This window comes from Pseudomonas sp. BN607 (genome assembly GCF_029871175.1).
In the GTDB taxonomy this organism is placed as follows: Bacteria; Pseudomonadota; Gammaproteobacteria; order Pseudomonadales; family Pseudomonadaceae; genus Aquipseudomonas.
In genome coordinates, this window is sequence record NZ_SSOE01000054.1 from 116003 (window position 1) to 140248 (window position 24246).

A 24246-nucleotide genomic window follows, 5' to 3' on the forward strand; every position below is an offset into this window, starting at 1 on the left:
AGTCAAGGTGAGTTGTTTTTTTCTCGTCCGGGTTATACTTGGGCAACACCCGCCAGTGATGACCGATGACCATGAACGAAGCACTGCAAAACCCGCAGAAGGCCCCGACCTTCCAGCCGCTGTACATGCAGATCAAGGACTTGCTGATGGAGCGCATCAATTCGGGGGAGTGGTCGCCTGGCACGTTCATTCCAAGTGAGGCGGCACTGGCGACCACTTACCAGGTCAGCGTCGGCACCTTGCGCAAGGCCCTCAATGAGCTGGTGGCCGAGAATGTCGTAGTGCGCCAGCAGGGCAAGGGCACATCGGTTGCCACCCATGATGGTGACCATGCCTTGTTCCGCTTCTTCAACATCTGCCGCCCGGACGGCGAACGCTGCCTGCCGGTGTCAATGGTGCTCGGTCGCAAGGTGCGCAAGGCCACTGCACAGGAAGCACAGGAGCTGGGGCTGGCACCAGGCGGCAAGGTGATCCACATTTCGCGCACGCGCGAACTGGACGGCAAGCCGGTCATCTACGAGGACATCATCCTCTGTGCCGACCGCTTCATTGGCCTCGAGCGGCAGCCCGAGGTGTTGCCCAACACCCTGTACCGGTTGTACCAGCAGCGCTTTGGCGCGACGGTCGCCCATGCCCAGGAGCGGATCTTTGCCATCAGCGCCGATGCCAGCCAGGCGCAGGCGCTGGGTATCGCAACTGGGGCGCCGCTGCTGCAGATCGTGCGTACCGCCCTGGATTACCAGGGCAGGGCGATCGAAAAGCGGGTGTCTGTGGTCAGCACTCAAGGGCATTGCTACATCAATAGAATTTAGTGCCCGTCCCCGGCAAGCCGGGCGCCCAAGGGTGCAGCGCAGCTGAGAAGTTTCGCGCTGTACGTGTGGGCGCCTGACCTGCCGACGACGAGCTGCGAAGCGGCCCTGAAGGCTGCTGGGTTTATGGAAGTTTTGAATGTATCCGCTTGTTTTACGCATACCCGCCCATTGTGGGCGGTTGGTTTTTCTGACATTGGGCATCAGTGCCCCATGCCATGCCGCTGCCGAGGGTTCCAATGCACTGTTGATCGACCCAGTGGTAGTCACCGGCGTCTACGCGCCTACCAGCTCCTTCGACCTGCCGTTTTCGGTCGACACCGTCGACCTGTCCAGTGGCACCGATGGCCAGCTTGGCGTCAACCTGTCGGAAGTGCTGACCAAGGTGCCAGGGCTGGTGGTGCAAAACCGCCAGAACTATGCCCAGGACCTGCAGGTTTCCTCGCGAGGTTATGGCGCACGCTCGGCATTCGGTGTGCGCGGCATCAAGCTGATCAGTGATGGCATCCCGGCCAGTACCCCCGACGGCCAAGGGCAGGCGGCTACGCTGAACCTGGACGTGGCCGAGCGCATCGAAGTGTTGCGCGGCCCGGCCGCCACGCTTTATGGCAGCAACGCTGGCGGGGTGGTCCAGATGTTCAGCCGCGATGGCCAGGGCCCAGCCCGTGTGGGGGCCGAAACCACGTTCGGCAGCGACGGCTTCAACAAGAACCACCTGTCCGCCGAGGGCGGCAACGACGCTGCCGGGTTCGTGCTGGATGGCTCGCGCATGGACACCGATGGCTACCGCGACCACAGTGCCGCGCGCCGTGACCAGACCTTCGCCAAGGTCAACTTCAAGCCTGATGACGATTCGCGCATGGCGCTGATCTACAGCAGCCTTGAGCAGAACAACACCCAGGACCCGCTAGGGCAGACCTGGGAGGCCTACAAGCACGACCCGCGTTCCACCGCCGCAGCGGCGCAAACCTACAACACGCGCAAAAGCATCGACCACCAGCAGGTGGGCATGAACTACGAGCGCTACTTCGGCGACGCTACCTTGCAGTTCAACCTGTACGCGGGGCAACGCAGCGTCGTGCAGTATCTGTCCATTCCAAGGTCGGTGGCCTCCAACAGCCAGCGTGGCGGCGGCGTGGTCGACTTCGACCGTGAGTTCCATGGCGGCACCCTGCGCTGGATCCAGCCGGTTGCCAATGTGCCCGGCGACCTGACCTTCACTGTGGGCGCCGATTATGACCAGAGCAAGGACGACCGCCGCGGCTACCAGAACTTCAGCGGTGGCCAGCTGGGCGTGAAAGGCGAACTGCGGCGTGACGAGCAGGACACCGCCACCAGCCTGGACCCCTACCTGCAGGCGCATTGGGAAATCGGCAACTGGACCAGCGAACTGGGGCTGCGCTACAGCACCATGAACATGCGCGTCGATGACCATTACCTGGTAAACGGCGATTCCAGCGGCTCGAAAAAGTATCAGCAGGCCACGCCTTCGCTGTCGGTGATGTACGCGTTCACGCCAGACCTGCGTGGCTACGTTAGCGTTGGCAAGGGCTTCGAGACGCCCACCCAGGCCGAGATGGCCTACGCGCCGGGTGAAGTCGAAAGCTTCAACTTCGGGCTCAAGCCCGCTACCAGCCTGCAGTATGAAATGGGTGTGAAGTATCGGCTGAGCGAACGTACGCGGCTGAATGCGGCGCTGTATGAGATTCATACCGATGACGAAATCGTCGTGGCCAGCGCTACCGATGGCCGCACCAGCTATCGCAATGCCGGGCGTACCCTACGGCGAGGCTTCGAGGCGAGCCTGCAGAGCGACTTGAATGAGCAGTGGCAGGCTACCGTGGTGTACACCCGCACCGATGCACGCTACGCCGAGGATGTCAGCCAGGCCATCCAAAGTGGCAACCGGCTGCCAGGTGTGCCGCTGGACAACCTTTACGGCGAGCTGGTGTGGAGGCCTGTTGCGTCGGTCAGCATGGGGGTTGAAGGGCAGTACCGCAGCAAGGTGTATGTGGACGACAGCAACGACGCCAAGGCAGCACCGGCATACGCGGTGTTCAACTGGCGTACACGCTTTGAACAGCATGTGGGGGCATGGACGTTCCACCAGCTGGTGCGGCTGGACAACCTGTTTGACCGGCAATATGTGGGGTCGGTGATTGTCGGGGATAGCAACGGGCGTTACTACGAGGCTGCGCCTGGGCGTTCGTGGTATGCGGGGGCTGGGCTGGCGTACCAGTTCAGGTAGCCGCCAACGTGCTGGATGCTTTGCCCACACCCAGGTGTCAGCGGCGCAGCTCGCTACCTGGGGGTTAAGGGTTGGCCGGTGCAAAGGGGCGCCGGCCAACCCATTTGGCAATCAGTATTCCCAGAAGATCCGCTGCAGCTCTTTGCTGTCCTGGGTCTTGGTCATCGCCACCATCGCCAGGATCCGCGCCTTCTGCGGGTTCAGGTCATGGGCCACGACCCAGTCGTTCTTGTCGTCCGGCTGTTCGGCGTTACGCAGCACGAAACCACCCTGGTTGACGTGCGACGAGCGAATGATCTGCACACCGTTCTTGCGCAGTTCCTGCAGCGCCGGTACCACCCGCGACGACACCGAACCGTTGCCGGTGCCGGCATGGATCAGCGCTTTGGCGCCGTTCTGTGCCAATGCCTTGTAGGCGGTGTCGGTGACGTTGCCATAGCCATAGGCGATGTCCACCTGCGGCAAGCTGCTGATCTGCTTGATGTCGAACTCGGAGTTGACCGTGTGGCGCTTGGCCGGCAGGCGGAACCAGTACGACTTGCCTTCCACGACCATGCCCATCGGGCCCCAGGCGCTCTTGAACGCTTCGGTCTTGATGTTGACCGACTTGCTGACGTCACGGCCGGACTGGATCTCGTCGTTCATGGTCACCAGCACGCCCTTGCCCCGCGACTGCTTGTCGCCTGCCACGGCCACGGCATTGTAAAGGTTGAGCATGCCGTCGGCGGACATGGCGGTGCCCGGGCGCATCGAGCCAACCACCACGATCGGCTTGTCGGTCTTCTCGACCAGGTTGAGGAAGTAGGCTGTTTCTTCCAGGGTGTCGGTGCCGTGGGTAATGACGATGCCGTCGACATCCTTGCTATCGGCCAGCTCGGCGACGCGTTTGCCCAGTTTCAGCAGGTCGTCGTTGCTGATGCTTTCCGAGGCGATCTGCATGACCTGCTCGCCGCGCACGTTGGCAATGTCGGCCAGTTCCGGGACGCCGGCAATCAGTTTGTCTACGCCCAGCTTGGCAGCCTGGTAGGTGGCGCTGTTGGCGGCGCTGGCGCCGGCACCGGCAATGGTGCCGCCGGTGGCGAGGATGACCACGTTGGCCAGCTTTTGCTGGTTTTCGGCTTCCTTGGCGGAGGCGGTGGCGGGCAGGATCAGCAGCAGCGCGAGCGCGCTGGGGGCGAAGGTTTTAAGTGCGGCATTCATCGTTATTGTTCTCTCTCTTTCCGGTGAGATGATTATTGAGTCGCCCAGGCTTCAAGGCATCTTTCGTACCAAGCCGGTATGCGCTGCTTGCACAGTGGCAGCCTGCCATCGGTAAAGGGGGGCATTGCCCCGGGAAATCGGCGCTTCGGCACAGGCTGTTGGGTGTGTTACGCGGCCCATTACGACGGCAGGCTGCTTCTGCGACGTTCGTAAATCCGAACAAGCATAGGAAAAGGTGTTCGGTTTTTCGGAAAAATCTGGATAATCAGCAGCAGAAGTCGTTGGCCTCCGACAGCCAAACGGATTTGACAAACCACGGTCCTGTTTCCATAGTTAGGTACCGCAAACGTTTGCGATCCGATAAAAAAACAAGATTCGGAGTCATCGTCCATGAAACTGCCGTTCCCCGGTCGTCTGCTCGCCCTCGCTGTCCTTTCCTCGTTGTCATTCGCCCTGCCTGTGTCGGCCGCCCACGCCGAAGAAAAGCCCAAGGTCGCTCTGGTCATGAAATCGCTGGCCAACGAGTTTTTCCGCACCATGGAAGACGGCGCCAAGGATTACCAAAAAGCCCACGCTGATGATTTCGACCTGATCGCCAACGGCATCAAGAACGAAACCGACACATCCGAGCAGATCCGCATCGTCGAGCAAATGGTCAACTCCGGCGCCAAGGCCCTGGTGATCGCCCCGGCCGATTCCAAAGCATTGGTATCGGCAGTGAAGAAGGCCATGGACAAAGGTGTGGTGGTGGTCAATATCGACAACCGCCTGGACCCTGAATTGCTCAAGAGCAAGGGCATCAGCGTGCCCTTTGTCGGCCCCGACAACCGCAAGGGCGCGCGTCTGGTCGGTGATTACCTGGCCAGCCAGAAGCTCAAGCCCGGCGACCAGGTCGGCATCATCGAAGGCGTGCCGACCACCACCAACGCCCAGCAGCGCACCGCCGGCTTCAAAGACGCCATGAACGCTGCGCAGATGAAAATCGTGTCGGTGCAAAGCGGCAACTGGGAAATCGACAAAGGCAACGCCGTCGCCGCCTCCATGCTCAACGAGTACCCCGACCTGAAGGCCCTGCTGGCCGGTAACGACAGCATGGCGTTGGGCGCCGTGTCGGCCGTTCGTGCTGCCGGCAAGGCTGGTCAGGTGCAAGTGGTGGGCTACGACAACATCAACGCCATCAAGCCGATGCTCGCCGACGGCCGTGTGCTCGCCACCCTCGACCAGGCTGCCAGCCAACAAGCCGTATTCGGTATTCAGGCGGCATTGAAAATGGTTAATGGCGAAAAACCTGACGTGGATGCCGACAACGTGATCCAGACCCCGGTCGAACTTATCACCAAGAAGCCCTGACACTGCCTGGAGAAACGGCCATGCCTGCATCGGCCAATGAAGTAGTGCTAGCCGCCAGCGGTTTGGGCAAGACCTACGCCCAGCCGGTGCTGGGCGAGGTCAGCCTGACCCTGCGGGCCGGCGAAGTGCTGGCCCTGACCGGCGAAAACGGTGCGGGCAAGAGCACGTTGTCCAAGCTGATCAGCGGCCTGGAAACCCCCACCACTGGGCAGATGGTCTATCGCGGGCAGGCCTACGCGCCGGCCAGCCGGCGAGACGCCGAGCGCCTTGGGGTGCGCATGGTCATGCAGGAGCTGAACCTGCTGCCTACGCTGACGGTGGCTGAGAACTTGTTCCTCGACAACCTGCCCAGCCGCTTCGGCTGGATCAGCCACAAGCGCCTGCGCCAACTGGCGACGGCCGCCATGGCCCAGGTCGGCCTCGACGCCATCGACCCGGATACACCGGTTGGTGAGCTGGGCATCGGCCATCAGCAAATGGTCGAAATCGCCCGCAACCTGATCGGCGACTGCCATGTGCTGATCTTTGACGAACCCACCGCCATGCTCACCGCACGTGAGGTGGAGCTGCTGTTCACCCAGATCGAGCGCCTGCGCGAGCGTGGCGTGGCCATCGTCTACATCTCCCACCGCCTGGAAGAGCTGCAACGCGTGGCCCAGCGCATCGTCGTGCTGCGCGACGGCAAGTTGGTGTGCGACGAACCTATCCAGCGCTACAGCAGCGCCGAGCTGGTCAACCTGATGGTTGGCCGCGAGCTGGGCGAGCATATTGACCTCGGCCGCCGGCAGATCGGCGCACCATTGCTCAAGGTCGACAGGCTCAGCCGTGGTGACAAGGTGCGTGAGGTCTCGTTCGAGGTCAGGGCAGGGGAGATTTTTGGTATTTCTGGCCTGATCGGTGCCGGGCGCACCGAGCTGTTGCGCCTGATCTACGGCGCTGACCGTGCCGAAAGCGGCAGCATTGCACTGGGCCAGCCCCCGCAGCCCGTCTCCATCGATTCCCCCAGGGCTGCGGTCCGGGCCGGTATCGCGCTGATTACGGAAGACCGCAAGGGCGAAGGCCTGCTGCTGACCCAGTCGATCAGCGCCAATATCGCCCTGGGCAACCTTGGTGCCGTGTCGCGGGCCGGCATACTCGATGGCGAGGCGGAAAAGGCCCTGGCCGAGCGCCAGGTCCGGGCCATGCGCATTCGCAGTGCTGGCACGCAGCAAATCGTCGGCGAGCTGTCTGGCGGCAACCAGCAGAAGGTGGTGATCGGCCGCTGGCTGGAGCGCGACTGCCAGGTGCTGCTGTTCGACGAACCCACCCGTGGTATCGACGTCGGCGCCAAGTTCGACATCTACGGCCTGCTGGCCGAACTGGCACGCCAGGGCAAGGCGCTGGTAGTGGTGTCCAGCGACCTGCGCGAGCTGATGCTGATCTGCGACCGCATTGCGGTGCTGTCTGCCGGCCGCCTGATCGACACCTTCGACCGTGACCACTGGAGCCAGGACCAGCTGCTTGCCGCTGCCTTTGCTGGTTACCAGAAACGTGACGCACTGCTGCATGAGGCAGCCCCCAGGATGAACGCATGAAAACCACCCCGCTCGACAGCCAAGGCGCCGCCCCCGTGCGCCGCAGTGGCACCTATTTTGGCCTGGGCACTTACTTGGGCCTGGCCGGCGCCTTGCTGGCGATGATCGTGCTGTTCTCGTTCCTCAGCACCCACTTCTGGTCGTACAACACCTTCAGCACCCTGGCCAACCAGATCCCCGACCTGATGGTGCTGGCGGTGGGCATGACCTTCGTGCTCATCATCGGCGGCATCGACCTGTCGGTAGGTTCGGTGCTGGCCTTGGCCGCCTCTACGGTGAGTGTGGCGATTCTCGGCTGGGGCTGGGGCGTGCTGCCTTCGGCGCTGTTGGGCATGGCCGTGGCGGCGCTGGCGGGCAGCATCACCGGTGGCGTTACCGTGGCCTGGCGCATCCCGTCGTTCATCGTTTCACTCGGTGTGCTGGAAATGGCCCGCGGCCTGGCCTACCAGTTCACCGACTCGCGTACCGCCTATATCGGCGATGCCTATGCCTGGTTCTCAAACCCGGTGGCCTTTGGCATCTCGCCGGCGTTCGTGATCGCCTTGCTGGTAATCGTGCTGGCCCATCTGGTCCTGACCCGCACGGTGTTTGGCCGCTACCTGATCGGCATCGGCACCAACGAAGAGGCCGTTCGCCTCGCGGGTATCGACCCGCGCCCATACAAAGTGCTGGTGTTCGCCCTGATGGGCCTGCTCGCCGGCCTGGCCGCGCTGTTTCAGATTTCCCGGCTGGAAGCGGCCGACCCCAATGCCGGCTCCGGCCTGGAGCTGCAGGTGATCGCCGCCGTGGTGATCGGCGGCACCAGCCTGATGGGCGGGCGCGGCTCGGTCATCAGCACGTTCTTTGGGGTACTGATCATTTCGGTCCTGGCCGCCGGGCTGGCCCAGATCGGTGCCAGCGAACCGACCAAACGCATCATCACCGGGGCGGTGATCGTCATCGCCGTGGTGCTCGACACTTACCGTAGCCGGCGTGCAGGCCGGCGGAACTGAAAACATGGCAACCATCAAAGACGTCGCGGCACTGGCCGGTATTTCGTACACCACCGTGTCCCATGTATTGAACAAGACCCGGCCCGTCAGCGAGCAGGTGCGGCTGAAAGTGGAAGCCGCCATCATCGAGCTCGATTACGTGCCCAGCGCGGTGGCGCGTTCGTTGAAAGCGCGCAGCACTGCCACCATCGGCCTGCTGGTGCCCAACAGCGTCAACCCGTACTTCGCCGAACTGGCCCGTGGGATCGAGGACGCCTGCGAGCGCAACGGCTACTGCGTGATTTTGTGCAACTCCGACGACAACCCTCAAAAGCAGCGCAGCTACCTGCGCGTGCTGCTGGAAAAGCGCATCGATGGCTTGGTGGTGGCTTCGGTGGGGCAGGACAGCGACCTGCTGCAAAGCCTGGCCAGCGTGCGCACGCCCATGGTCATCGTCGACCGTGAACTGGAAGGCGTCGATGCCGACCTGGTGCGCATCGACCATGAGCAGGGCGCCTACCTTGCCACCCAGCACCTGCTGGCGCTGGGCCATCGCGATATCGCCTATATCGGCGGCCCTGCAGAAACCGGGGTGACCCAGCTGCGCCTGAGCGGTTTTCGCCGGGCCATGGCCGAGGTGGGGGCGCCAGTGCTGGGCAACCGCGTGCGGCATTGTGATTTCACCAGCCCGGGCGGCCATGCGACAGCAGCGCAGGTGCTGGACGGCAAGCGGCCCACGGCGATTTTTGCCGGTAACGACATGATCGGTTTCGGCGTGCTGCGTGCCGCCGCCGAGCGCAACATCAACGTGCCTGGTGAATTGTCGGTGATCGGCTTCGACGACATCGAACTCAGCCGCTACGTGTACCCGCCGCTGACCACGGTCGGCCAGTCGATCCGCGAACTGGGCGAGAGCGCCGCCTCGCTGCTGCTGACGCGTATCGGCACCCCCCGGCAAGGGGCGGCGGAGCAACGCATTGTTGCACCGCGCATTGTGCTGCGTGAGTCCACCGGGCCGCGCCCGGACCTGTTCAACGATTACCGCTAACGCTAAGGAAATGTCATGAATGCCAAGGTCGTGGTGGTCGGCAGCCTCAATATGGACCTGGTCGTCCGCGCCCAGCGCCTGCCCCGTGCAGGCGAAACAGTCCCCGGCGAAAGTTTTTTCACCGTGCCGGGCGGCAAGGGCGCCAACCAGGCCGTAGCGGTGGCGCGGCTGGGTGGCAGTGTGGCGATGATCGGCAATGTCGGCGACGATGATTACGGTCGGCAGTTGCACCGGGCGCTGTATGTCGAGGGCATCGACTGCCAGGGCGTCAGCACCTGCCCTGGGGTGTCCAGCGGGGTTGCTTTGATTACCGTGGATGCCACCAGCCAGAACTGCATTGTCATCATTCCGGGTGGCAATGGCCTGCTGACGCCGGAATCGGTCCAGCGCTTCGATGCGCTGTTGCAGGCAGCCGAGGTGGTCATCTGCCAGCTGGAAGTGCCGGAAGAAACCGTGGCCTGGACCCTGGCCAGGGGGCGTCAGCTGGGTAAGCAGGTGATCCTGAACCCGGCGCCCGCTACCGGCCCGTTGCCGGCGGACTGGTTCGCCCACATTGATTACCTCACCCCTAACGAAAGCGAGGCCGAAGCCCTGACTGGCATCCCTGTCACCGACCAGCGCAGCGCCTTGCTTGCCGGTGAGCGTTTGCTGCAGCTTGGGGCGGGTAAAGTGATCATCACCCTGGGCGCACAGGGGGCGTTGCTGGTTACTGCCAATGGGCATCAGCACTATCCGGCGCCTGTGGTGCAGCCGCTGGACACTACCGCTGCTGGCGACACCTTCATCGGCGGTTTTGCTGCTGGGCTGGTCCGAGGGTGGGAAGAGGGCGAGGCTATCGCCTTCGGCCAGCGTGCTGCCGCGCTGTCGGTCACCCGCGCTGGCGCGCAACCGTCGATCCCTTACCTTGCGGAGTTGACGCCATGAAGAAAACGCAACTGCTGAACGTTGCCCTGTCGCGGACCATCGCCGGCATGGGGCATGGCGATATTCTGGTGATCGGCGATGCCGGGCTGCCGGTGCCGCCCGGTGTCGAGCTGATCGACCTGGCAATTACTCCGGGCCTGCCGGATTTCGCCAGTGTGTTGCGGGTGGTGTTGAGCGAGTTGCAGGTAGAGCGGCATGTGCTGGCTGAAGAAATGCAGAAAGTGGTGCCGCCAGCGTTGGTCGAGATTGAGCGCCTGAAGGGCAAGCTGGGCAAGCGCGAATGGTTGAGCCATGAGGATTTCAAAGTGCTGTCGCGCAGTGCCCGCGCGGTGGTGCGTACGGGGGAGTGCCAACCGTACAGCAACATCGCCCTGGTCTCCGGCGTCACGTTCTAACAGCCGAAGCGGTACCTTGAAGCTCGCGCAATTCCCATGGGCGCGGGCAAACCCGCTCCCATATGAGATTTCGGTTCGCCTGCATGATCCGCTCTGGCAACAAGGAGTGCCTGACTTATGCTGAAGCCCTTGCTACAAGGAATCGCCTTCATGGCCACAGCCACCACCCTCCAGGCCGCCCCTATCGACCTGATCATCGACACCGACCCCGGCGCCGACGACGTGGTCGCGCTGTTCCTGGCCATGGCCTCGCCCGAAGACCTCAACATCCGCGCCATCACCACCGTTGCTGGCAATGTGCGCCTGGATAAAACTTCGCGCAACGCCCGCCTGGCCCGTGAGTGGGCCGGCCGCGAAGACATTCCATACGCAGGCGCTGGCCGCCCGCTGGTACGCGCACCCATCTACGCCGCCGAGGTCCACGGTGAAGAAGGCCTCACCGGCGTGCAGGTGCACGAGCCCAAAGCGCCACTGGCCCAAGGCAACGCTGTGCAATACCTGGTCGACACCCTCGGTACTGCCAAGCCCCACAGCATCACCCTGGCCATGCTCGGTCCGCAGACCAACCTGGCCCTGGCGCTGATCCAGCGCCCGGACATCGTCAAAGGCATCAAGCAGGTGGTGGTCATGGGCGGCGCCCACTTCAATGGCGGCAACATCACCCCGGCGGCGGAATTCAACCTCTACGCCGACCCGCATGCGGCCGAAGTGGTGCTGGCCAGTGGCGTGCCGCTCACCTACCTGCCGCTGGACGTTACCCACAAGCTGCTGACCAGCGACGCGCGCCTCAAGCAACTGGCCGCCGTGAACAACCAGGCCAGCAAGCGTGTGGTCGATATCCTCAACGCCTACATCACCCACGACATGGACCTGTACGGCATGCCCGGCGGCCCGGTGCACGACGCCAGTGTCATCGCCTACCTGTTGAAGCCCGAACTGTTCAGTGGTCGGCGCATCCATGTAAGCATCGACAGCCGCGAAGGCCCGACTTTCGGGCAGACCATCGCCGACTGGTACGGTGTGCTCAAGCAGCCGGCCAACGTGCTGTGGGTGGAGCAGGGCGATGCCCAGGGCCTGTTCGACCTGCTCAGCGCCCGGTTGGCGCGATTGGAATAGCCGCGTGCGGTGCATAGCGCTCCAGCACTTGTTCGATGAAGCTGCGCGCCGCCTCGGCGCCGCGATCGCGCACCAGCAGGTCGATGCCAATCAGCAGCAACTCCTCTGGTGTGCCTGGGCTGTACGCACTCTGGCCCTCGGCCCACTTGACCTTGATATCGGCATCGATGCTGTGGCTGCTCATGAAAAGCTCTCGCTAGGGGCCCGGAACGAAGGAATGAACACCTGACCCTGGTGCTCGATGGAGGCGGGATGCGCTCCACTTCTTGCAGCAAATCATGGCCTTGCGCCAGTGACCGTGCGAGCTAAGCATATGGCAAACGCAGCGGGTTGTGCAAAATCCAGTCACGATTGCGTTTCGCCTTCGGTGCTAGAGTTCAGGCAGACTTGATCGGTTTTGCAACAAACGATGAGCGGAACTGTCGGATCAGACAGTTCCCAGACCGATTTAGGAGGCTTCATGTTCCGTACCCGTGCTTACCTGGCAACCCTGGCGGTGGCTGCTGTCCTGGCTGGTTGCAGCACTGGTGGTGATGCTGGTGGGGGGGCTGCACCGGCCACCCCAGCTGGCAACGATGGCCGCTGCGAAGCCAGCGGCGCAGACTTCGCCATTGGCAAGCAGGGCAGTGCCGAGCTTTTGGAGCAGGCACGCAAGGCCAGTGGTTCGCAGATGGCGCGCATTCTCAAACCGCACGATGTGGTAACCCTGGAATACCGCTCCGAGCGCTTGAACCTGAACGTGGACGAGCAGGGCAAGGTAACCCGCGTCAACTGCGGTTGATGCACGGGCAGGCGTGGTCACTGCGGGCGAAGCCTGTGCCATCCACCCTGCAGTCTGTTTCACGGGCAATCCCGTCCCTGCTCAGATGATGCAATCGGCCATAAAAAAACCCGCCACAAGGGCGGGTTTTTTTACAGCTATCCGAATTACTCCGGACGAACCTGTGCAGCCTGCATGCCCTTCTGGCCGCGCTCGGCGACGAAGGAAACAGTCTGGCCTTCTTTCAGGCTCTTGAAGCCGTCGGATTCGATGGCTTTGAAGTGAACGAACAGGTCGTCGCCGCCGCCTGCTGGGGTGATGAAGCCGTAGCCTTTCTCATCATTGAACCATTTGACGGTGCCTTGTTGGCGATTGGACATGGGTGAATCTCCAGAACATTTAGTTTTTTCAGTGGTGCAATGCGGCCGAGGCTACGGAGCACGGGACACATCATAGTCTAATTCTGCGCATCTAGCGCCTTTTACCTTCGCAGGATATTGATCCAGCTCAAAGAATCGGCGGCCAGGCCTGGCTTTAAGGTTTCAGCTCTTCGGCGCGCAGGCCTGTTTTACAACGGTTTGCGCCTTTTGCATCAGTTTCGCGTCCACGCCATCCTGGCTGTCCAGGTCGGCAATTTCAGCGTCGGTGAAATTCTTCTTGATGGCTTGAGCGCCACAGTCGCAGTGTTTTTTCGCGGTCGCAGCGTCAACGCCCTGGCCGCTGGCCACTTGCGTGCACTGAGCCATGTAACCGGCCTCTTTCCCCGGTGGGAAGTTGCCAGCGTTCGCAGCCACCGGCAGCAGCAGGGCGCCAGCGGCCGCCAGGGCCAGAAGAGACGGAACTCGCATAACCAGTTACTCCTTGGGTTAAGGTCTCATCAAGAGTAGGTTGCTTCCCAAGGTCTGATAGGACTTTTTCCGCGTTAGTTCACCCGAAAGATGTAATTGCCAAATATTTCTGCCTGGGGTGCAACCCGCGTGCTAGCATGCTCGGCTTGTGGTCGCCCCGTTGCCGGCCGCAGCTATCTTTTTTCTTTCCAGTCACTCTGGTTCGTCCCTCGCAAGCCGAAAGGCTTCTGCCACTGTGAGGCAGGCTTCCTTTTAAGGAAGGCAGGTCGGATCTTGTACTGGCTCATCCCAACCCACGTGACCTTTGGTAGGGGTCACCACTAGGAGAGGAGGCGCCATGCCCGTTATTACTCTTCCCGATGGCAGTCAACGTTCGTTTGATCACGCCGTATCCGTAGCCGACGTTGCCGCATCCATCGGTGCTGGCCTGGCCAAGGCCACCGTGGCCGGCAAGGTCGATGGCAAACTGGTCGACGCGTGCGACCTGATCAGCCAAGACGCCACCCTGCAGATCATCACCCCTAAAGATGCAGAGGGACTGGAGATCATCCGTCACTCGTGCGCCCACTTGGTTGGCCACGCAGTGAAGCAGCTGTACCCGACCGCCAAGATGGTCATCGGCCCGGTCATTGACGAAGGCTTCTATTACGACATCGCCTACGAGCGCCCCTTCACCCCAGAAGACATGGCCGCCATCGAAAAGCGCATGATGGAGCTGATCGAAAAAGACTACGACGTCGTCAAGAAAGTCACCCCGCGCGCCGAAGTCATCGACGTGTTCACCGCCCGTGGCGAAGACTACAAGCTGCGCCTGGTCGAAGACATGCCGGATGAGCAGGCCATGGGTCTGTACTACCACGAAGAATACGTCGACATGTGCCGTGGCCCGCACGTGCCGAATACCCGCTTCCTCAAGGCATTCAAGCTGACCAAGCTGTCCGGCGCCTACTGGCGTGGCGATGCCAAGAACGAGCAGCTGCAGCGCGTGTACGGCACCGCCTGGGCTGACAAGAAGCAGCTGGCTGCCTACATCCAGCGCATCGAAGAAGCTGAAAAACGCGACCACCGCAAGATCGGCAAGCAGCTCGATCTGTTCCACCTTCAGGAAGAAGCCCCGGGCATGGTGTTCTGGCACGCCAACGGCTGGACCGTGTACCAGGTACTCGAGCAGTACATGCGTCAGGTCCAGCGCGTAAACGGCTACCAGGAAATCAAGACCCCGCAGGTTGTCGACCGCATTCTCTGGGAGCGTTCCGGCCACTGGTCCAACTATGCCGAGAACATGTTCACCACTTCGTCGGAAAGCCGTGACTACGCGGTAAAACCGATGAACTGCCCGTGCCACGTGCAGGTGTTCAACCAGGGCCTGAAAAGCTACCGCGACCTGCCGCTGCGCCTGGCCGAGTTCGGTGCCTGCCACCGTAACGAGCCGTCCGGCGCCTTGCACGGCATCATGCGCGTGCGTGGCTTCGTGCAAGACGACGCGCACATCTTCTGCACCGAAGAACAGGTGAAGAAAGAAGCCGCCGACTTCATCAAGCTGACCCTGGATGTGTACAAGGACTTCGGCTTCACCGACATTGCCATGAAGCTGTCGACCCGCCCGGCCAAGCGCGTGGGCTCCGAAGAGCTGTGGGACCGCGCCGAAGGTGCACTGGCCGACGCCCTGAACGAATCGGGCCTGGAGTGGGAATACCAGCCAGGCGAGGGCGCCTTCTACGGCCCGAAAATCGAGTTCACCCTGCGCGACTGCCTCGGCCGTAACTGGCAGTGTGGTACCCTGCAGTACGACCCGAACCTGCCAGAGCGCCTGGATGCCAGCTATATCGCCGAAGATAACAGCCGAGTGCGCCCGGTCATGCTGCACCGCGCCATCCTCGGTTCGTTCGAACGCTTCATCGGCATGCTGATCGAGCACTACGCGGGCGTGTTCCCGGCGTGGCTGGCACCGACCCAGGCGGTGATCATGAACATCACCGACAAACAGGCCGATTTTGCCCTCGAGGTGGAAAATACCCTGAACGGTAGCGGTTTCCGTGCCAAGTCGGACTTGAGAAATGAGAAGATCGGCTTTAAAATCCGCGAGCATACTTTGCTCAAGGTCCCGTACCTTTTGGTTATAGGGGATCGCGAAGTCGAAACGCAAACCGTCGCTGTGCGCACTCGCGAAGGCGCTGACCTGGGCTCCATGCCCGTCGCCCAGTTCGCTGAGCTGCTGACACATGCGGTTTCCCGGCGTGGTCGCCAAGAATCGGAGTAATGACTATTAAGCGTGAAATGAGAAACGATAAGCGTGCTGTACCGAAGGCCCCGATCAACGAGAATATCTCGGCCCGCGAGGTTCGGTTAATTGGCGCAGACGGCGAGCAGGTTGGCATCGTCTCGATTGATGAAGCGCTTCGTATCGCTGAAGAAGCGAAGCTGGATCTGGTGGAAATCTCTGCAGACGCAGTACCGCCTGTCTGCAAGGTGATGGACTACGGCAAGCACCTCTTCGAAAAGAAGAAGCAGGCCAACGAAGCCAAGAAAAACCAGAAGCAGATCCAGATCAAAGAAATCAAGTTTCGTCCAGGGACGGAAGAAGGGGATTACCAGGTAAAACTACGCAACCTGGTACGTTTCCTTACCGATGGGGACAAGGCCAAGATCTCTCTGAGATTCCGTGGTCGTGAGATGGCCCACCAGGAGCTGGGCATGGAGCTGTTGAAGCGGGTTGAAGCTGACCTGGCTGAATACGGCGCCGTTGAGCAGCATCCTAAGATGGAAGGACGCCAGCTTATGATGGTCATCGCCCCCAAAAAGAAGAAGTAATCTCCCGGGCACGGCAGGCCTGATGATTATTGTGTAATTTTTATCGAATGCGGAGTTCCAACATGCCAAAAATGAAAACCAAGAGCGGTGCTGCGAAGCGCTTCCTGAAGACCGCTTCCGGCTTCAAGCACAAGCACGCTTTCAAGAGCCACATCCTGACCAAAATGTCGACCAAGCGTAAGCGTCAACTGCGCGGTGCCAGCCTGCTGCACCCGTCTGACGTGGCAAAAGTCGAGCGCATGCTGCGCGTACGTTAATTCTGGTTTAGATAGAGGAAGTTACTCATGGCTCGTGTTAAGCGTGGCGTCATCGCTCGTAAGCGTCACAAGAAAATTCTGAAACTGGCTAAAGGCTACTACGGTGCACGCTCGCGCGTATTCCGCGTTGCCAAGCAGGCTGTCATCAAGGCTGGTCAATATGCCTACCGTGACCGTCGTCAGAAAAAGCGTCAGTTCCGCGCACTGTGGATCGCTCGTATCAACGCCGGTGCCCGCACCAACGGTCTGTCCTACAGCCGTCTGATTGCTGGCCTGAAAAAGGCTTCGATCGAAATCGACCGTAAGGTTCTGGCCGATCTGGCAGTGAACGAAAAAGCGGCGTTTGCTGCGATTGTCGAGAAAGCTAAAGCCGTTCTGGCTTAAGTACCCGCGACAATCACCCGGCGGTGCTAGCGCCGTCGGGCATTGAACGTCATCGATAGGGGAAGAGCCTTCAAAGCTCTTCCCCTATTTTCGTATCTGGAGTCTGTACATGGAAAACCTGGATGCGCTGGTCTCCCAAGCCCTAGAGGCCGTGGAGCGCGCTGAAGACATCAATGCCCTGGAACAGATCCGGGTTAATTATCTCGGCAAGAAGGGCGAGCTGACCCAGGTGATGAAGACCCTGGGCAACCTGCCAGCCGAAGAGCGGCCGAAAGTCGGCGCGCTGATCAACGACGCCAAAGAGCGCGTTACCGTTGTGCTCAATGCCCGCAAGGCCGCCTTTGAAGAGGCCGAGCTCAGCGCTCGCCTGGCTGCCGAATGCATTGACGTCACCCTGCCAGGCCGCGGCCAGGCCACCGGTGGCCTGCACCCGATCACCCGTACCCTCGAGCGCATCGAGCAGTTCTTCACCCACATTGGCTATGGCATTGCCGAAGGCCCAGAGGTGGAAGACGACTACCACAACTTCGAAGCGCTCAACATCCCCGGCCACCACCCGGCCCGGGCGATGCACGATACCTTCTATTTCAATGCCAACATGCTGCTGCGTACCCACACCTCGCCGGTGCAGGTGCGGACCATGGAGTCCACCCAGCCGCCCATTCGCATTGTCTGCCCAGGCCGCGTGTACCGTTGCGACTCGGATATCACCCACTCGCCGATGTTCCACCAGGTCGAAGGCCTGCTGATCGATCGCGATATCAACTTCGCCGACCTCAAGGGCACCATCGAAGAATTCCTGCGCGTGTTCTTCGAAAAAGAACTGGCGGTGCGTTTCCGCCCATCGTTCTTCCCCTTCACAGAGCCGTCCGCTGAAGTCGACATCCAGTGTGTGATGTGTTCCGGCAAAGGCTGCCGCGTGTGCAAGCAGACCGGCTGGCTGGAGGTGATGGGCTGCGGCATGGTGCACCCGAACGTGCTGCGCATGTCCGGCATTGACCCTGAAGAGTTCCAGGGCTTCGCCTTCGGCATGGGTGCCGAGCGCCTGGCCATGCTGCGCTATGGCGTCAACGATTTGCGTCTGTTCTTCGACAACGACCTGCGCTTCCTCGCGCAATTCCGCTAGGTCAATGCCCGACGCAACTTTCAGGAGAACAGCATGAAATTCAGTGAACAGTGGCTGCGCGGTTGGGTAAACCCGCAAGTCTCTCGTGACGAACTGGTCGCCCGCCTGTCCATGGCCGGCCTCGAAGTCGACAGCGTTACCCCCGCTGCCGGCCAGTTCAGCGGCATCGTGGTGGGCGAGATCCTCGCCACCGAACAACACCCGGACGCCGACAAGCTGCGCGTGTGCCAGGTGACCAACGGCCAGGAAACCTTCCAGGTCGTGTGCGGCGCCCCTAACGCCCGCCCAGGCATCAAGGTGCCGTTCGCCATGATCGGCGCCGAGCTGTCGGGCGACTTCAAGATCAAGAAGGCCAAGCTGCGCGGCGTCGAGTCCTTTGGCATGCTGTGCTCGGCAGCCGAGCTGGAAATCAGCGAAGAGAACGACGGCCTGCTGGAACTGGCAGCCGACGCCCCGGTCGGCGAAAACATTCGTACCTACCTGAGCCTGGATGACGCCAGCATCGAAATCGGCCTCACGCCGAACCGCGGTGACTGTCTGTCCATCGCCGGCCTGGCCCGCGACGTCAGCGCCCTGTACGACACCCCGGTCACTCGCCCGGTAGTGCCGGCCGTAGCCGCTGCCCACGACGAAGTACGCCCGGTTGAAGTCAGCGCCCCGGCTGCCTGCCCGCGCTACCTCGGCCGCGTTATCCGTAACGTCGACCTGAGCAAGCCAACCCCACTGTGGATGGTCGAGCGCCTGCGCCGCAGCGATGTTCGCAGCATCGACGCCGCCGTCGACATCACCAACTACGTGATGCTCGAACTCGGCCAGCCGATGCACGCCTTCGACCTGGCAGAAATCAACGGCGGCATTCGCGTACGCATGGCCGAAGAGGGTGAAAAACTCGTCCTGCTCGACGGCCAGGAAGTGGCCCTGCGCGCCGACACCCTGGTCATCGCCGACCACACCCGCGCCCTGGCCATCGCCGGCGTCATGGGTGGCGAGCACAGCGGTGTGAACACCGAAAAAACCCGCGACCTGTTCCTGGAAAGCGCCTTCTTCGAGCCGATTTCCGTCGCCGGTAAAGCCCGTTCCTACGGCCTGCACACCGATGCCTCGCACCGTTACGAGCGCGGCGTCGACTCGCAACTGGCCCGCGAAGCCATGGAGCGTGCCACCCAGCTGCTGCTGGACACCGTTGGCGGCGAAGCCGGCCCGATCGTCGAAGCCGTCAGCCAACAGCACCTGCCGCAAGTAGCTCCGGTCACCCTGCGCGCCGAACGCATCACCCAGATGCTCGGCATGGAAATGGACCCAGCTCAGGTCGAGCAACTGCTCAACGCCCTGGAACTGACCACGGTAAAAAGTGCAGAAGGGCAGTGGACCGTCACCGTTCCAAGCCACCGTTTCGACATCAGCCTGGAAGTGGACCTGATCGAAGAGCTGGCCCGCCTGTACGGCTACAACAACCTGCCGGTTCGTTACCCGCAAGCCCGCCTGGCCCCACAGGGCAAGCCGGAAACCCGCGGTGACCTGCCGACCCTGCGCCGCCTGCTGGTTGCCCGCGGCTACCAGGAAGCCATCACCTACAGCTTCATCGATCCGAAACTGTTCGAACTGTTCAGCCCTGGCGTAGAGCCGCTGCTGCTGGCCAACCCCATCTCCAGCGACATGGCCGCCATGCGCGCCTCGCTGTGGCCGGGCCTGGTCAAGGCACTGCAGCACAACCTGAATCGCCAGCAAGACCGCGTGCGCCTGTTCGAAAGCGGCCTGCGCTTTGTCGGCCAACTGGGTGACCTGCAGCAGCAGCCAATGATTGCCGGCGTCATCACCGGCAGCCGCCTGCCAGAAGGCTGGGCCAACGGCCGCGACGGCGTCGACTTCTTCGACGTCAAAGCCGACGTCGAAGCCCTGCTGGGTTACTCCGGCGCCCTGAGCGACTTCACCTTCAGCGCCGGCAAACACCCAGCCCTGCACCCAGGCCAGACCGCCGCCATCGAGCGCGACGGCAAACTGGTCGGCTACCTCGGCGCCATCCACCCAGAGCTGGCCAAGGCCCTGGGCCTGGACCGCCCTGTGTTCCTGTTCGAGCTGGTGCTGGGTGACGTGGTCGAAGGCCGCCTGCCGAAATTCAGCGAACTGTCCAAGTTCCCGGAAACCCGCCGCGACCTGGCTTTGATCGCAGGACGTGACGTCGCTTCTAGCGCGGTGCTTGAATTAATTCGTGACAATGCAGGCGAATGGCTCACAGACCTCAGGCTGTTTGATGTGTACCAAGGTAAAGGCATTGATCCTGATAGAAAAAGCCTTGCCGTTGGCTTGACCTGGCAGCATCCATCGCGCACTCTTAACGACGATGAGGTGAACACTACCCTGCAAAACATCCTCACCTCGCTCGAACAAAGGTTGAACACCACGTTAAGGAAATAACGGCATGGGTGCTCTGACGAAAGCTGAGATGGCCGAAAGGCTGTACGAGGAGCTGGGGCTTAACAAGCGTGAGGCCAAGGAGCTGGTCGAGCTGTTTTTTGAAGAAATTCGGCACGCACTTGAAGAGAACGAGCAGGTCAAGCTGTCCGGATTCGGCAACTTCGACCTTCGCGACAAACGCCAGCGGCCGGGCCGCAACCCCAAAACAGGGGAAGAGATCCCGATCACCGCACGGCGCGTCGTCACCTTTCGTCCAGGGCAGAAGTTGAAGGCCCGGGTTGAGGCCTATGCTGGAACCAAGCCATAACGACGAACTGCCCCCCATACCGGGCAAACGCTACTTCACCATTGGTGAAGTGAGCGAGTTGTGTGCCGTAAAGCCACACGTGCTGCGGTATTGGGAGCAGGAGTTCGACCAGCTGAACCCTGTGAAGCGGCGGGGGAACCGGCGGTATTATCAGCGGCAGGATGTGCTGATGATCCGCCAGATTCGTGCGCTGCTTTATGAGCAGGGGTTTACCATTGGCGGGGCGCGGTTACGGCTCTCCAGTGATGAGGCTAAAGATGAATCTAGCCAGTACAAGCAGCTGATTCGGCAGATGATTGTTGAATTGGAGGATGTGTTGGTGGTTTTGAAGAAGTAAACCGGGTTTCTGATGAATGGAAATTTTTTTGAGAAAAAGCTTCCATTTATCAGAGGGTTAGGGTAAATTCTTCAACGTTCTCGGCAAGATTGAGAACATGCTTCAAGCCCAGTCGGGGCGTAGCGCAGCCCGGTAGCGCACTTGCATGGGGTGCAAGGGGTCGAGTGTTCGAATCACTCCGTCCCGACCATAAAACTCCAAAGAATCCAGTCACTTAGCGGTGACTGGATTTTTTTATGCTTGTGCGTTTTTTCTGGTTGGCAATTTTGCCCCACTTTTTGCCCCGCCGGATTTCAACGACCCTCTACGCAAGAAATTCGGAATCAGAGAATCTCGAGCGCTTACACCCGCTCTTGCAGATGGCAAGGGACGCTCCGTTGTCGCTTAAGAGGAGCCGCTTCTTGCGGCTTGCTGAAGTCTAGTGAGCAGCGCCCGGGCTGCTGGAGAAAAGTGCTTCGATGTTTTTCTATGGACTGTAAAGCCCTGCGGAGCGGGTATCGGGTCTGTTTGTACGAACATGCGGGAGCTTGAGCAGCAGAATGCCGGAATGTGAATCGCCCGAATTGCAAATTTCATGAAAAGTTAGCCAAAGATTTCCTGTGCCAGGTGCAAGAAATCTCTGTTGCTAGGCGATTTCGTGCAATTTAGTAAATCTCTGTTGGCGTCTTCGCGAAAAAAACGCAATCCAGACAAACCACAACGGGTTTAAATTGGATCCAATGCTTTGATTAAACGGTCGCCGCATCCAGCGGCCCATTACAGTCATCGATAGGCCAAGGAGAACGCCGCCATGATGTTGAAGGATCCTTCCACGAAATACCGCCATTTCAACGTGGTCGACCTGCCGGACCGCACCTGGCCGAGTCAGGTACAGCAAAAGGCACCTGTCTGGTGCAGCGTTGATATGCGTGACGGTAACCAGGCGCTGATCGAGCCGATGAACGCCGAGCGCAAGAGGCGCTTCTTCGACCTGCTGGTCAAGGTCGGCTTCAAGGAAATCGAGGTTGGCTTCCCGGCCGCTTCGCAGACTGATTTCGATTACGTGCGTGAACTGATCGAAAGCGGCGCCATCCCCGACGATGTCACCATTCAGGTAATGACCCAGGCGCGCACGCATCTGATCGAGCGCACCTTCGAAGCGCTCAAAGGCGTGCCGCGGGCGATCGTGCATGTCTACAACGCCACTGCACCGGCATTCCGCGAGGTGGTGTTCGGTGTTGATCGCGCTGGCTGTATCGACATCGCCACCCAAGCCACCCGTGAGATCAAGGCGCTGATGCAGGCCAATCCCCAAACCCAGTGGACCTATCAGTATTCGCCTGAAACGTTCTGTTTCACCGAGCTGGATTTCGGGCTGGAAATCTGTGATGCGGTGATCGCCGAGTACAAGCCGACGCCATCCAACAAGATGATCCTCAACCTGCCCACCACTGTCGAAGTGTCTACCGCAAACGTGTTCGCCGACCAGATCGAATGGTTCTGCAGGCATGTGAGCCATCGTGACAGCGTGATCATCAGCGTGCACCCGCACAATGATCGTGGAACCGGGGTTTCCACTGCCGAGCAGGCCTGCCTGGCCGGTGCGGAACGGGTCGAAGGCACCTTGTTCGGTAATGGCGAGCGCACTGGCAACGTCGATATCCTGACCTTGGCCATGAACCTGTACACCAGTGGTATCAGCCCTGAGCTGGACTTCTCGGACATCATCCATGTCCAGCGTGAGGTCGAGTATTGCAACCAGCTGCCCACGCACCCTCGCCATCCCTATGCCGGTGAACTGGTGTTCACCGCTTTCTCCGGCTCCCACCAGGACGCGATCAAGAAAGGCTTCGCGCACCGTCGCGACAACCCTGATGGCTACTGGGAAATCCCCTATCTGCCGATCGACCCCGCCGACATGGGGCGCAGCTACGAGGCCGTTATCCGGGTCAACAGCCAGTCGGGCAAGGGCGGGGTGGCGTACCTGCTGGAACAGCAGGGCATCGTGCTGCCGCGTCGCCTGCAGATGGAGTTCAGCGGCCTGGTGCAGCGTGTTGCCGATGCCAAGGGCCAGGAAGTGACCAGCGACATGATCCTGTCCTGTTTCAACGAGAATTATCTGCAGCAGGGCAAGCCCTACATACTGACCCAGCCCATGCTCACCAGTGACGAAGCCACTACCTACGTGAATGCGCAATTGCTCTTCGACGGCGGCCGTTTGCCATTGAGCGGTGAGGGTAACGGGCCGCTGGCCGCGCTGGTCAACGCCTTCGCCGCGCACGGCCTGCATTTCGACATCGCTGACTACCATGAGCATGCGGTACGTGATGGCGCCCAGGCCGAAGCGATTGCCTACGTGGAGATCCGCGTCAACAGTCAACTGCTGTTCGGAGTCGGCAGAGACAACAGCATTCTCCAGGCCTCGCTGCAGGCACTGGTCAGTGCCGTTTGCAGGGCAACTCGCCAGGGCCTGCTCAAGCCTTTGGGCAACGCTGTCGTCACGGCCTGAGGCACTAGCGGCATGGAAGCGTTAGGAATGGACTACGGGCACGGTGAGGTGGTGGCCAGCCACTGCCACGCCGATGATCAGCTGATCTACGCCGCCAGGGGTGTGATGCGAGTGAGCAGCGACGGTGGCAGCTGGGTGATCCCCTACGGCCACGCGCTGTGGGTGCCAGCGGGGGTAAGCCACGAGATCCGCATGGAAGGCGATGTCTCCATGCGCACCTTGCTGCTGAGCTCGCGGGTCGACCACTGCCAGGTAATCGTGGTTTCCGGCTTGTTGCGCGAGCTGATTCTGGCGGCTTCACGCATGCTCGGGCAGCGCGACGAGTCGCTGGGCGAACACGTTCGGGCGCTGATCCAGCGCGAGCTGGAAGCGGCGCAGCGGATCAACGCGTTCGTACCGGTGCCACACCATGCGAGGCTGCGCGCCTGGTGTGAACACTTCTTCGATGACCCCGCGCAGGACGTGACGCTCGAGCAGTGCGGCGAGCAACTGAACATGAGTTCCCGCAGTGTGGCCAGGCTGTTCCAGCGGGAAGTGGGGATGTCTTACGGCGAATGGCGTGCGCGCACGCGGATGATGCTCAGCCAGCGTTGCCTGGCTGATGGCATGCCGATCATCAACGTCGCCCTGGAGCATGGCTACCAGAGTGCAAGCGCATTTTCCGCGGTGTTCAAGCGCATCTTGGGCTACACGCCCAGTGACTGGCAGGTCAGCGTTCAGGAGACCAGCGCTGCACGCGCTCATTGAACCCAAGGGCTGAGGGGAGCCGGGCGCAACACCCGGTTCGCCGCCTGGCAAAGGTTGTCCCGATTGCGTGTGTGGTTGTCCGGCTTACGGCAGAAGTGCCTAGCCTCGCTCGTTAATCTGGCATCACTCTC

At 61.2% G+C, this 24246-nt stretch carries 24 protein-coding genes and 1 tRNA gene; 21 read left to right on the forward strand and 4 right to left on the reverse strand.

The annotated features are described in order from the left end of the window. Positions 1 to 71: 71 nt before the first annotated feature. Both E8E68_RS13305 and E8E68_RS13310 read left to right on the forward strand, forming a co-directional pair. Positions 72 to 812 carry a GntR family transcriptional regulator gene (locus tag E8E68_RS13305; RefSeq protein ID WP_280342071.1) on the forward strand — a complete coding sequence of 247 codons (741 nt, stop codon included), beginning with the start codon at positions 72 to 74 and terminating at the stop codon, positions 810 to 812. A 136-nt stretch (positions 813 to 948) separates the two neighbouring features. Beyond that, on the forward strand, positions 949 to 3057 hold the full coding sequence (locus E8E68_RS13310) for a TonB-dependent receptor (protein WP_280342074.1): 2109 nt from the start codon (positions 949 to 951) through the stop codon (positions 3055 to 3057). Between the two features lie 111 nt (positions 3058 to 3168). Here E8E68_RS13310 and E8E68_RS13315 read toward each other — a convergent pair whose 3' ends face one another. Further along, a complete protein-coding gene (locus E8E68_RS13315) occupies positions 3169 to 4257 on the reverse strand; it encodes an asparaginase (protein ID WP_110743924.1) in 1089 nt (362 codons plus the stop codon). Between the two features lie 390 nt (positions 4258 to 4647). Between E8E68_RS13315 and E8E68_RS13320 the strand changes: the two genes are divergently transcribed. The 7 genes from E8E68_RS13320 to E8E68_RS13350 all read left to right on the forward strand — a co-directional run bounded on the left by E8E68_RS13320 (position 4648) and on the right by E8E68_RS13350 (position 11635). Next, the gene (locus tag E8E68_RS13320) at positions 4648 to 5607 is read left to right on the forward strand and encodes a sugar ABC transporter substrate-binding protein (protein ID WP_266031021.1); all 960 of its coding nucleotides are present in this window, start codon (positions 4648 to 4650) and stop codon (positions 5605 to 5607) included. A 20-nt stretch (positions 5608 to 5627) separates the two neighbouring features. After that, entirely contained in the window at positions 5628 to 7181 is a 1554-nt protein-coding gene (locus E8E68_RS13325) for a sugar ABC transporter ATP-binding protein (RefSeq protein WP_280342078.1), read from the forward strand. Continuing rightward, entirely contained in the window at positions 7178 to 8173 is a 996-nt protein-coding gene (locus tag E8E68_RS13330; RefSeq protein WP_266031018.1) for an ABC transporter permease, read from the forward strand. Before E8E68_RS13325 ends, E8E68_RS13330 begins: the two co-directional genes overlap by 4 nt. A gap of 4 nt (positions 8174 to 8177) precedes the next feature. Continuing rightward, the gene (locus E8E68_RS13335; RefSeq protein ID WP_280342087.1) at positions 8178 to 9200 is read left to right on the forward strand and encodes a LacI family DNA-binding transcriptional regulator; all 1023 of its coding nucleotides are present in this window, start codon (positions 8178 to 8180) and stop codon (positions 9198 to 9200) included. Between the two features lie 15 nt (positions 9201 to 9215). Beyond that, positions 9216 to 10124 (forward strand): ribokinase, encoded by a 909-nt coding sequence (gene rbsK, locus E8E68_RS13340; protein ID WP_280342089.1) that lies wholly within the window; start codon positions 9216 to 9218, stop codon positions 10122 to 10124. Next, positions 10121 to 10519 (forward strand): D-ribose pyranase, encoded by a 399-nt coding sequence (gene rbsD / locus E8E68_RS13345; protein WP_266031012.1) that lies wholly within the window; start codon positions 10121 to 10123, stop codon positions 10517 to 10519. The genes rbsK and rbsD overlap by 4 nt, the downstream gene beginning before the upstream one ends. 117 nt (positions 10520 to 10636) lie before the next feature. Then, positions 10637 to 11635, forward strand: coding sequence for a nucleoside hydrolase (locus tag E8E68_RS13350; protein WP_280342094.1), 999 nt, complete (start codon positions 10637 to 10639; stop codon positions 11633 to 11635). Here the strand turns inward: E8E68_RS13350 and E8E68_RS13355 are convergent. Further along, a complete protein-coding gene (locus E8E68_RS13355; RefSeq protein ID WP_110743932.1) occupies positions 11607 to 11819 on the reverse strand; it encodes a hypothetical protein in 213 nt (70 codons plus the stop codon). The genes E8E68_RS13350 and E8E68_RS13355 overlap by 29 nt on opposite strands. Positions 11820 to 12095: 276 nt before the next feature. On the opposite strand from E8E68_RS13355, the gene E8E68_RS13360 reads away from it, so the two are divergent. Beyond that, positions 12096 to 12416: an I78 family peptidase inhibitor gene (locus E8E68_RS13360; RefSeq protein ID WP_110743933.1), complete on the forward strand. Its 321-nt coding sequence runs from the start codon at positions 12096 to 12098 to the stop codon at positions 12414 to 12416. Between the two features lie 146 nt (positions 12417 to 12562). Here E8E68_RS13360 and E8E68_RS13365 read toward each other — a convergent pair whose 3' ends face one another. Then, a complete protein-coding gene (locus E8E68_RS13365) occupies positions 12563 to 12775 on the reverse strand; it encodes a cold-shock protein (RefSeq protein WP_003250656.1) in 213 nt (70 codons plus the stop codon). A 162-nt stretch (positions 12776 to 12937) separates the two neighbouring features. Beyond that, on the reverse strand, positions 12938 to 13243 hold the full coding sequence (locus E8E68_RS13370) for a hypothetical protein (RefSeq protein ID WP_110743934.1): 306 nt from the start codon (positions 13241 to 13243) through the stop codon (positions 12938 to 12940). Between the two features lie 337 nt (positions 13244 to 13580). Between E8E68_RS13370 and thrS the strand changes: the two genes are divergently transcribed. The 11 genes from thrS to E8E68_RS13425 all read left to right on the forward strand — a co-directional run bounded on the left by thrS (position 13581) and on the right by E8E68_RS13425 (position 24115). Beyond that, the gene (gene thrS / locus E8E68_RS13375) at positions 13581 to 15503 is read left to right on the forward strand and encodes a threonine--tRNA ligase (RefSeq protein ID WP_110743935.1); all 1923 of its coding nucleotides are present in this window, start codon (positions 13581 to 13583) and stop codon (positions 15501 to 15503) included. Continuing rightward, on the forward strand, positions 15503 to 16054 hold the full coding sequence (infC, locus tag E8E68_RS13380; RefSeq protein ID WP_016711338.1) for a translation initiation factor IF-3: 552 nt from the start codon (positions 15503 to 15505) through the stop codon (positions 16052 to 16054). The genes thrS and infC overlap by 1 nt, the downstream gene beginning before the upstream one ends. A 62-nt stretch (positions 16055 to 16116) precedes the next feature. Beyond that, positions 16117 to 16311 (forward strand): 50S ribosomal protein L35, encoded by a 195-nt coding sequence (gene rpmI, locus E8E68_RS13385; RefSeq protein WP_003250667.1) that lies wholly within the window; start codon positions 16117 to 16119, stop codon positions 16309 to 16311. Positions 16312 to 16338: 27 nt separating this feature from the next. Next, a complete protein-coding gene (rplT, locus tag E8E68_RS13390; RefSeq protein WP_003250671.1) occupies positions 16339 to 16695 on the forward strand; it encodes a 50S ribosomal protein L20 in 357 nt (118 codons plus the stop codon). Positions 16696 to 16804: 109 nt separating this feature from the next. After that, the gene (gene pheS, locus E8E68_RS13395) at positions 16805 to 17821 is read left to right on the forward strand and encodes a phenylalanine--tRNA ligase subunit alpha (RefSeq protein ID WP_110743936.1); all 1017 of its coding nucleotides are present in this window, start codon (positions 16805 to 16807) and stop codon (positions 17819 to 17821) included. Between the two features lie 33 nt (positions 17822 to 17854). Beyond that, positions 17855 to 20236 (forward strand): phenylalanine--tRNA ligase subunit beta, encoded by a 2382-nt coding sequence (pheT, locus tag E8E68_RS13400; protein ID WP_266031006.1) that lies wholly within the window; start codon positions 17855 to 17857, stop codon positions 20234 to 20236. 4 nt (positions 20237 to 20240) lie between these two features. After that, the gene (gene ihfA / locus E8E68_RS13405) at positions 20241 to 20543 is read left to right on the forward strand and encodes an integration host factor subunit alpha (protein WP_003250679.1); all 303 of its coding nucleotides are present in this window, start codon (positions 20241 to 20243) and stop codon (positions 20541 to 20543) included. Then, complete coding sequence (locus E8E68_RS13410) at positions 20524 to 20880, forward strand: MerR family transcriptional regulator (RefSeq protein ID WP_044046958.1); 357 nt, start codon at positions 20524 to 20526, stop codon at positions 20878 to 20880. Before ihfA ends, E8E68_RS13410 begins: the two co-directional genes overlap by 20 nt. Positions 20881 to 20993: 113 nt before the next feature. After that, positions 20994 to 21070, forward strand: a tRNA-Pro gene (locus E8E68_RS13415). Between the two features lie 600 nt (positions 21071 to 21670). Further along, positions 21671 to 23368, forward strand: coding sequence for a 2-isopropylmalate synthase (leuA, locus tag E8E68_RS13420; protein ID WP_280342108.1), 1698 nt, complete (start codon positions 21671 to 21673; stop codon positions 23366 to 23368). 12 nt (positions 23369 to 23380) lie between these two features. Then, positions 23381 to 24115 carry a helix-turn-helix transcriptional regulator gene (locus E8E68_RS13425; protein WP_266034813.1) on the forward strand — a complete coding sequence of 245 codons (735 nt, stop codon included), beginning with the start codon at positions 23381 to 23383 and terminating at the stop codon, positions 24113 to 24115. Positions 24116 to 24246 lie beyond the last annotated feature (131 nt).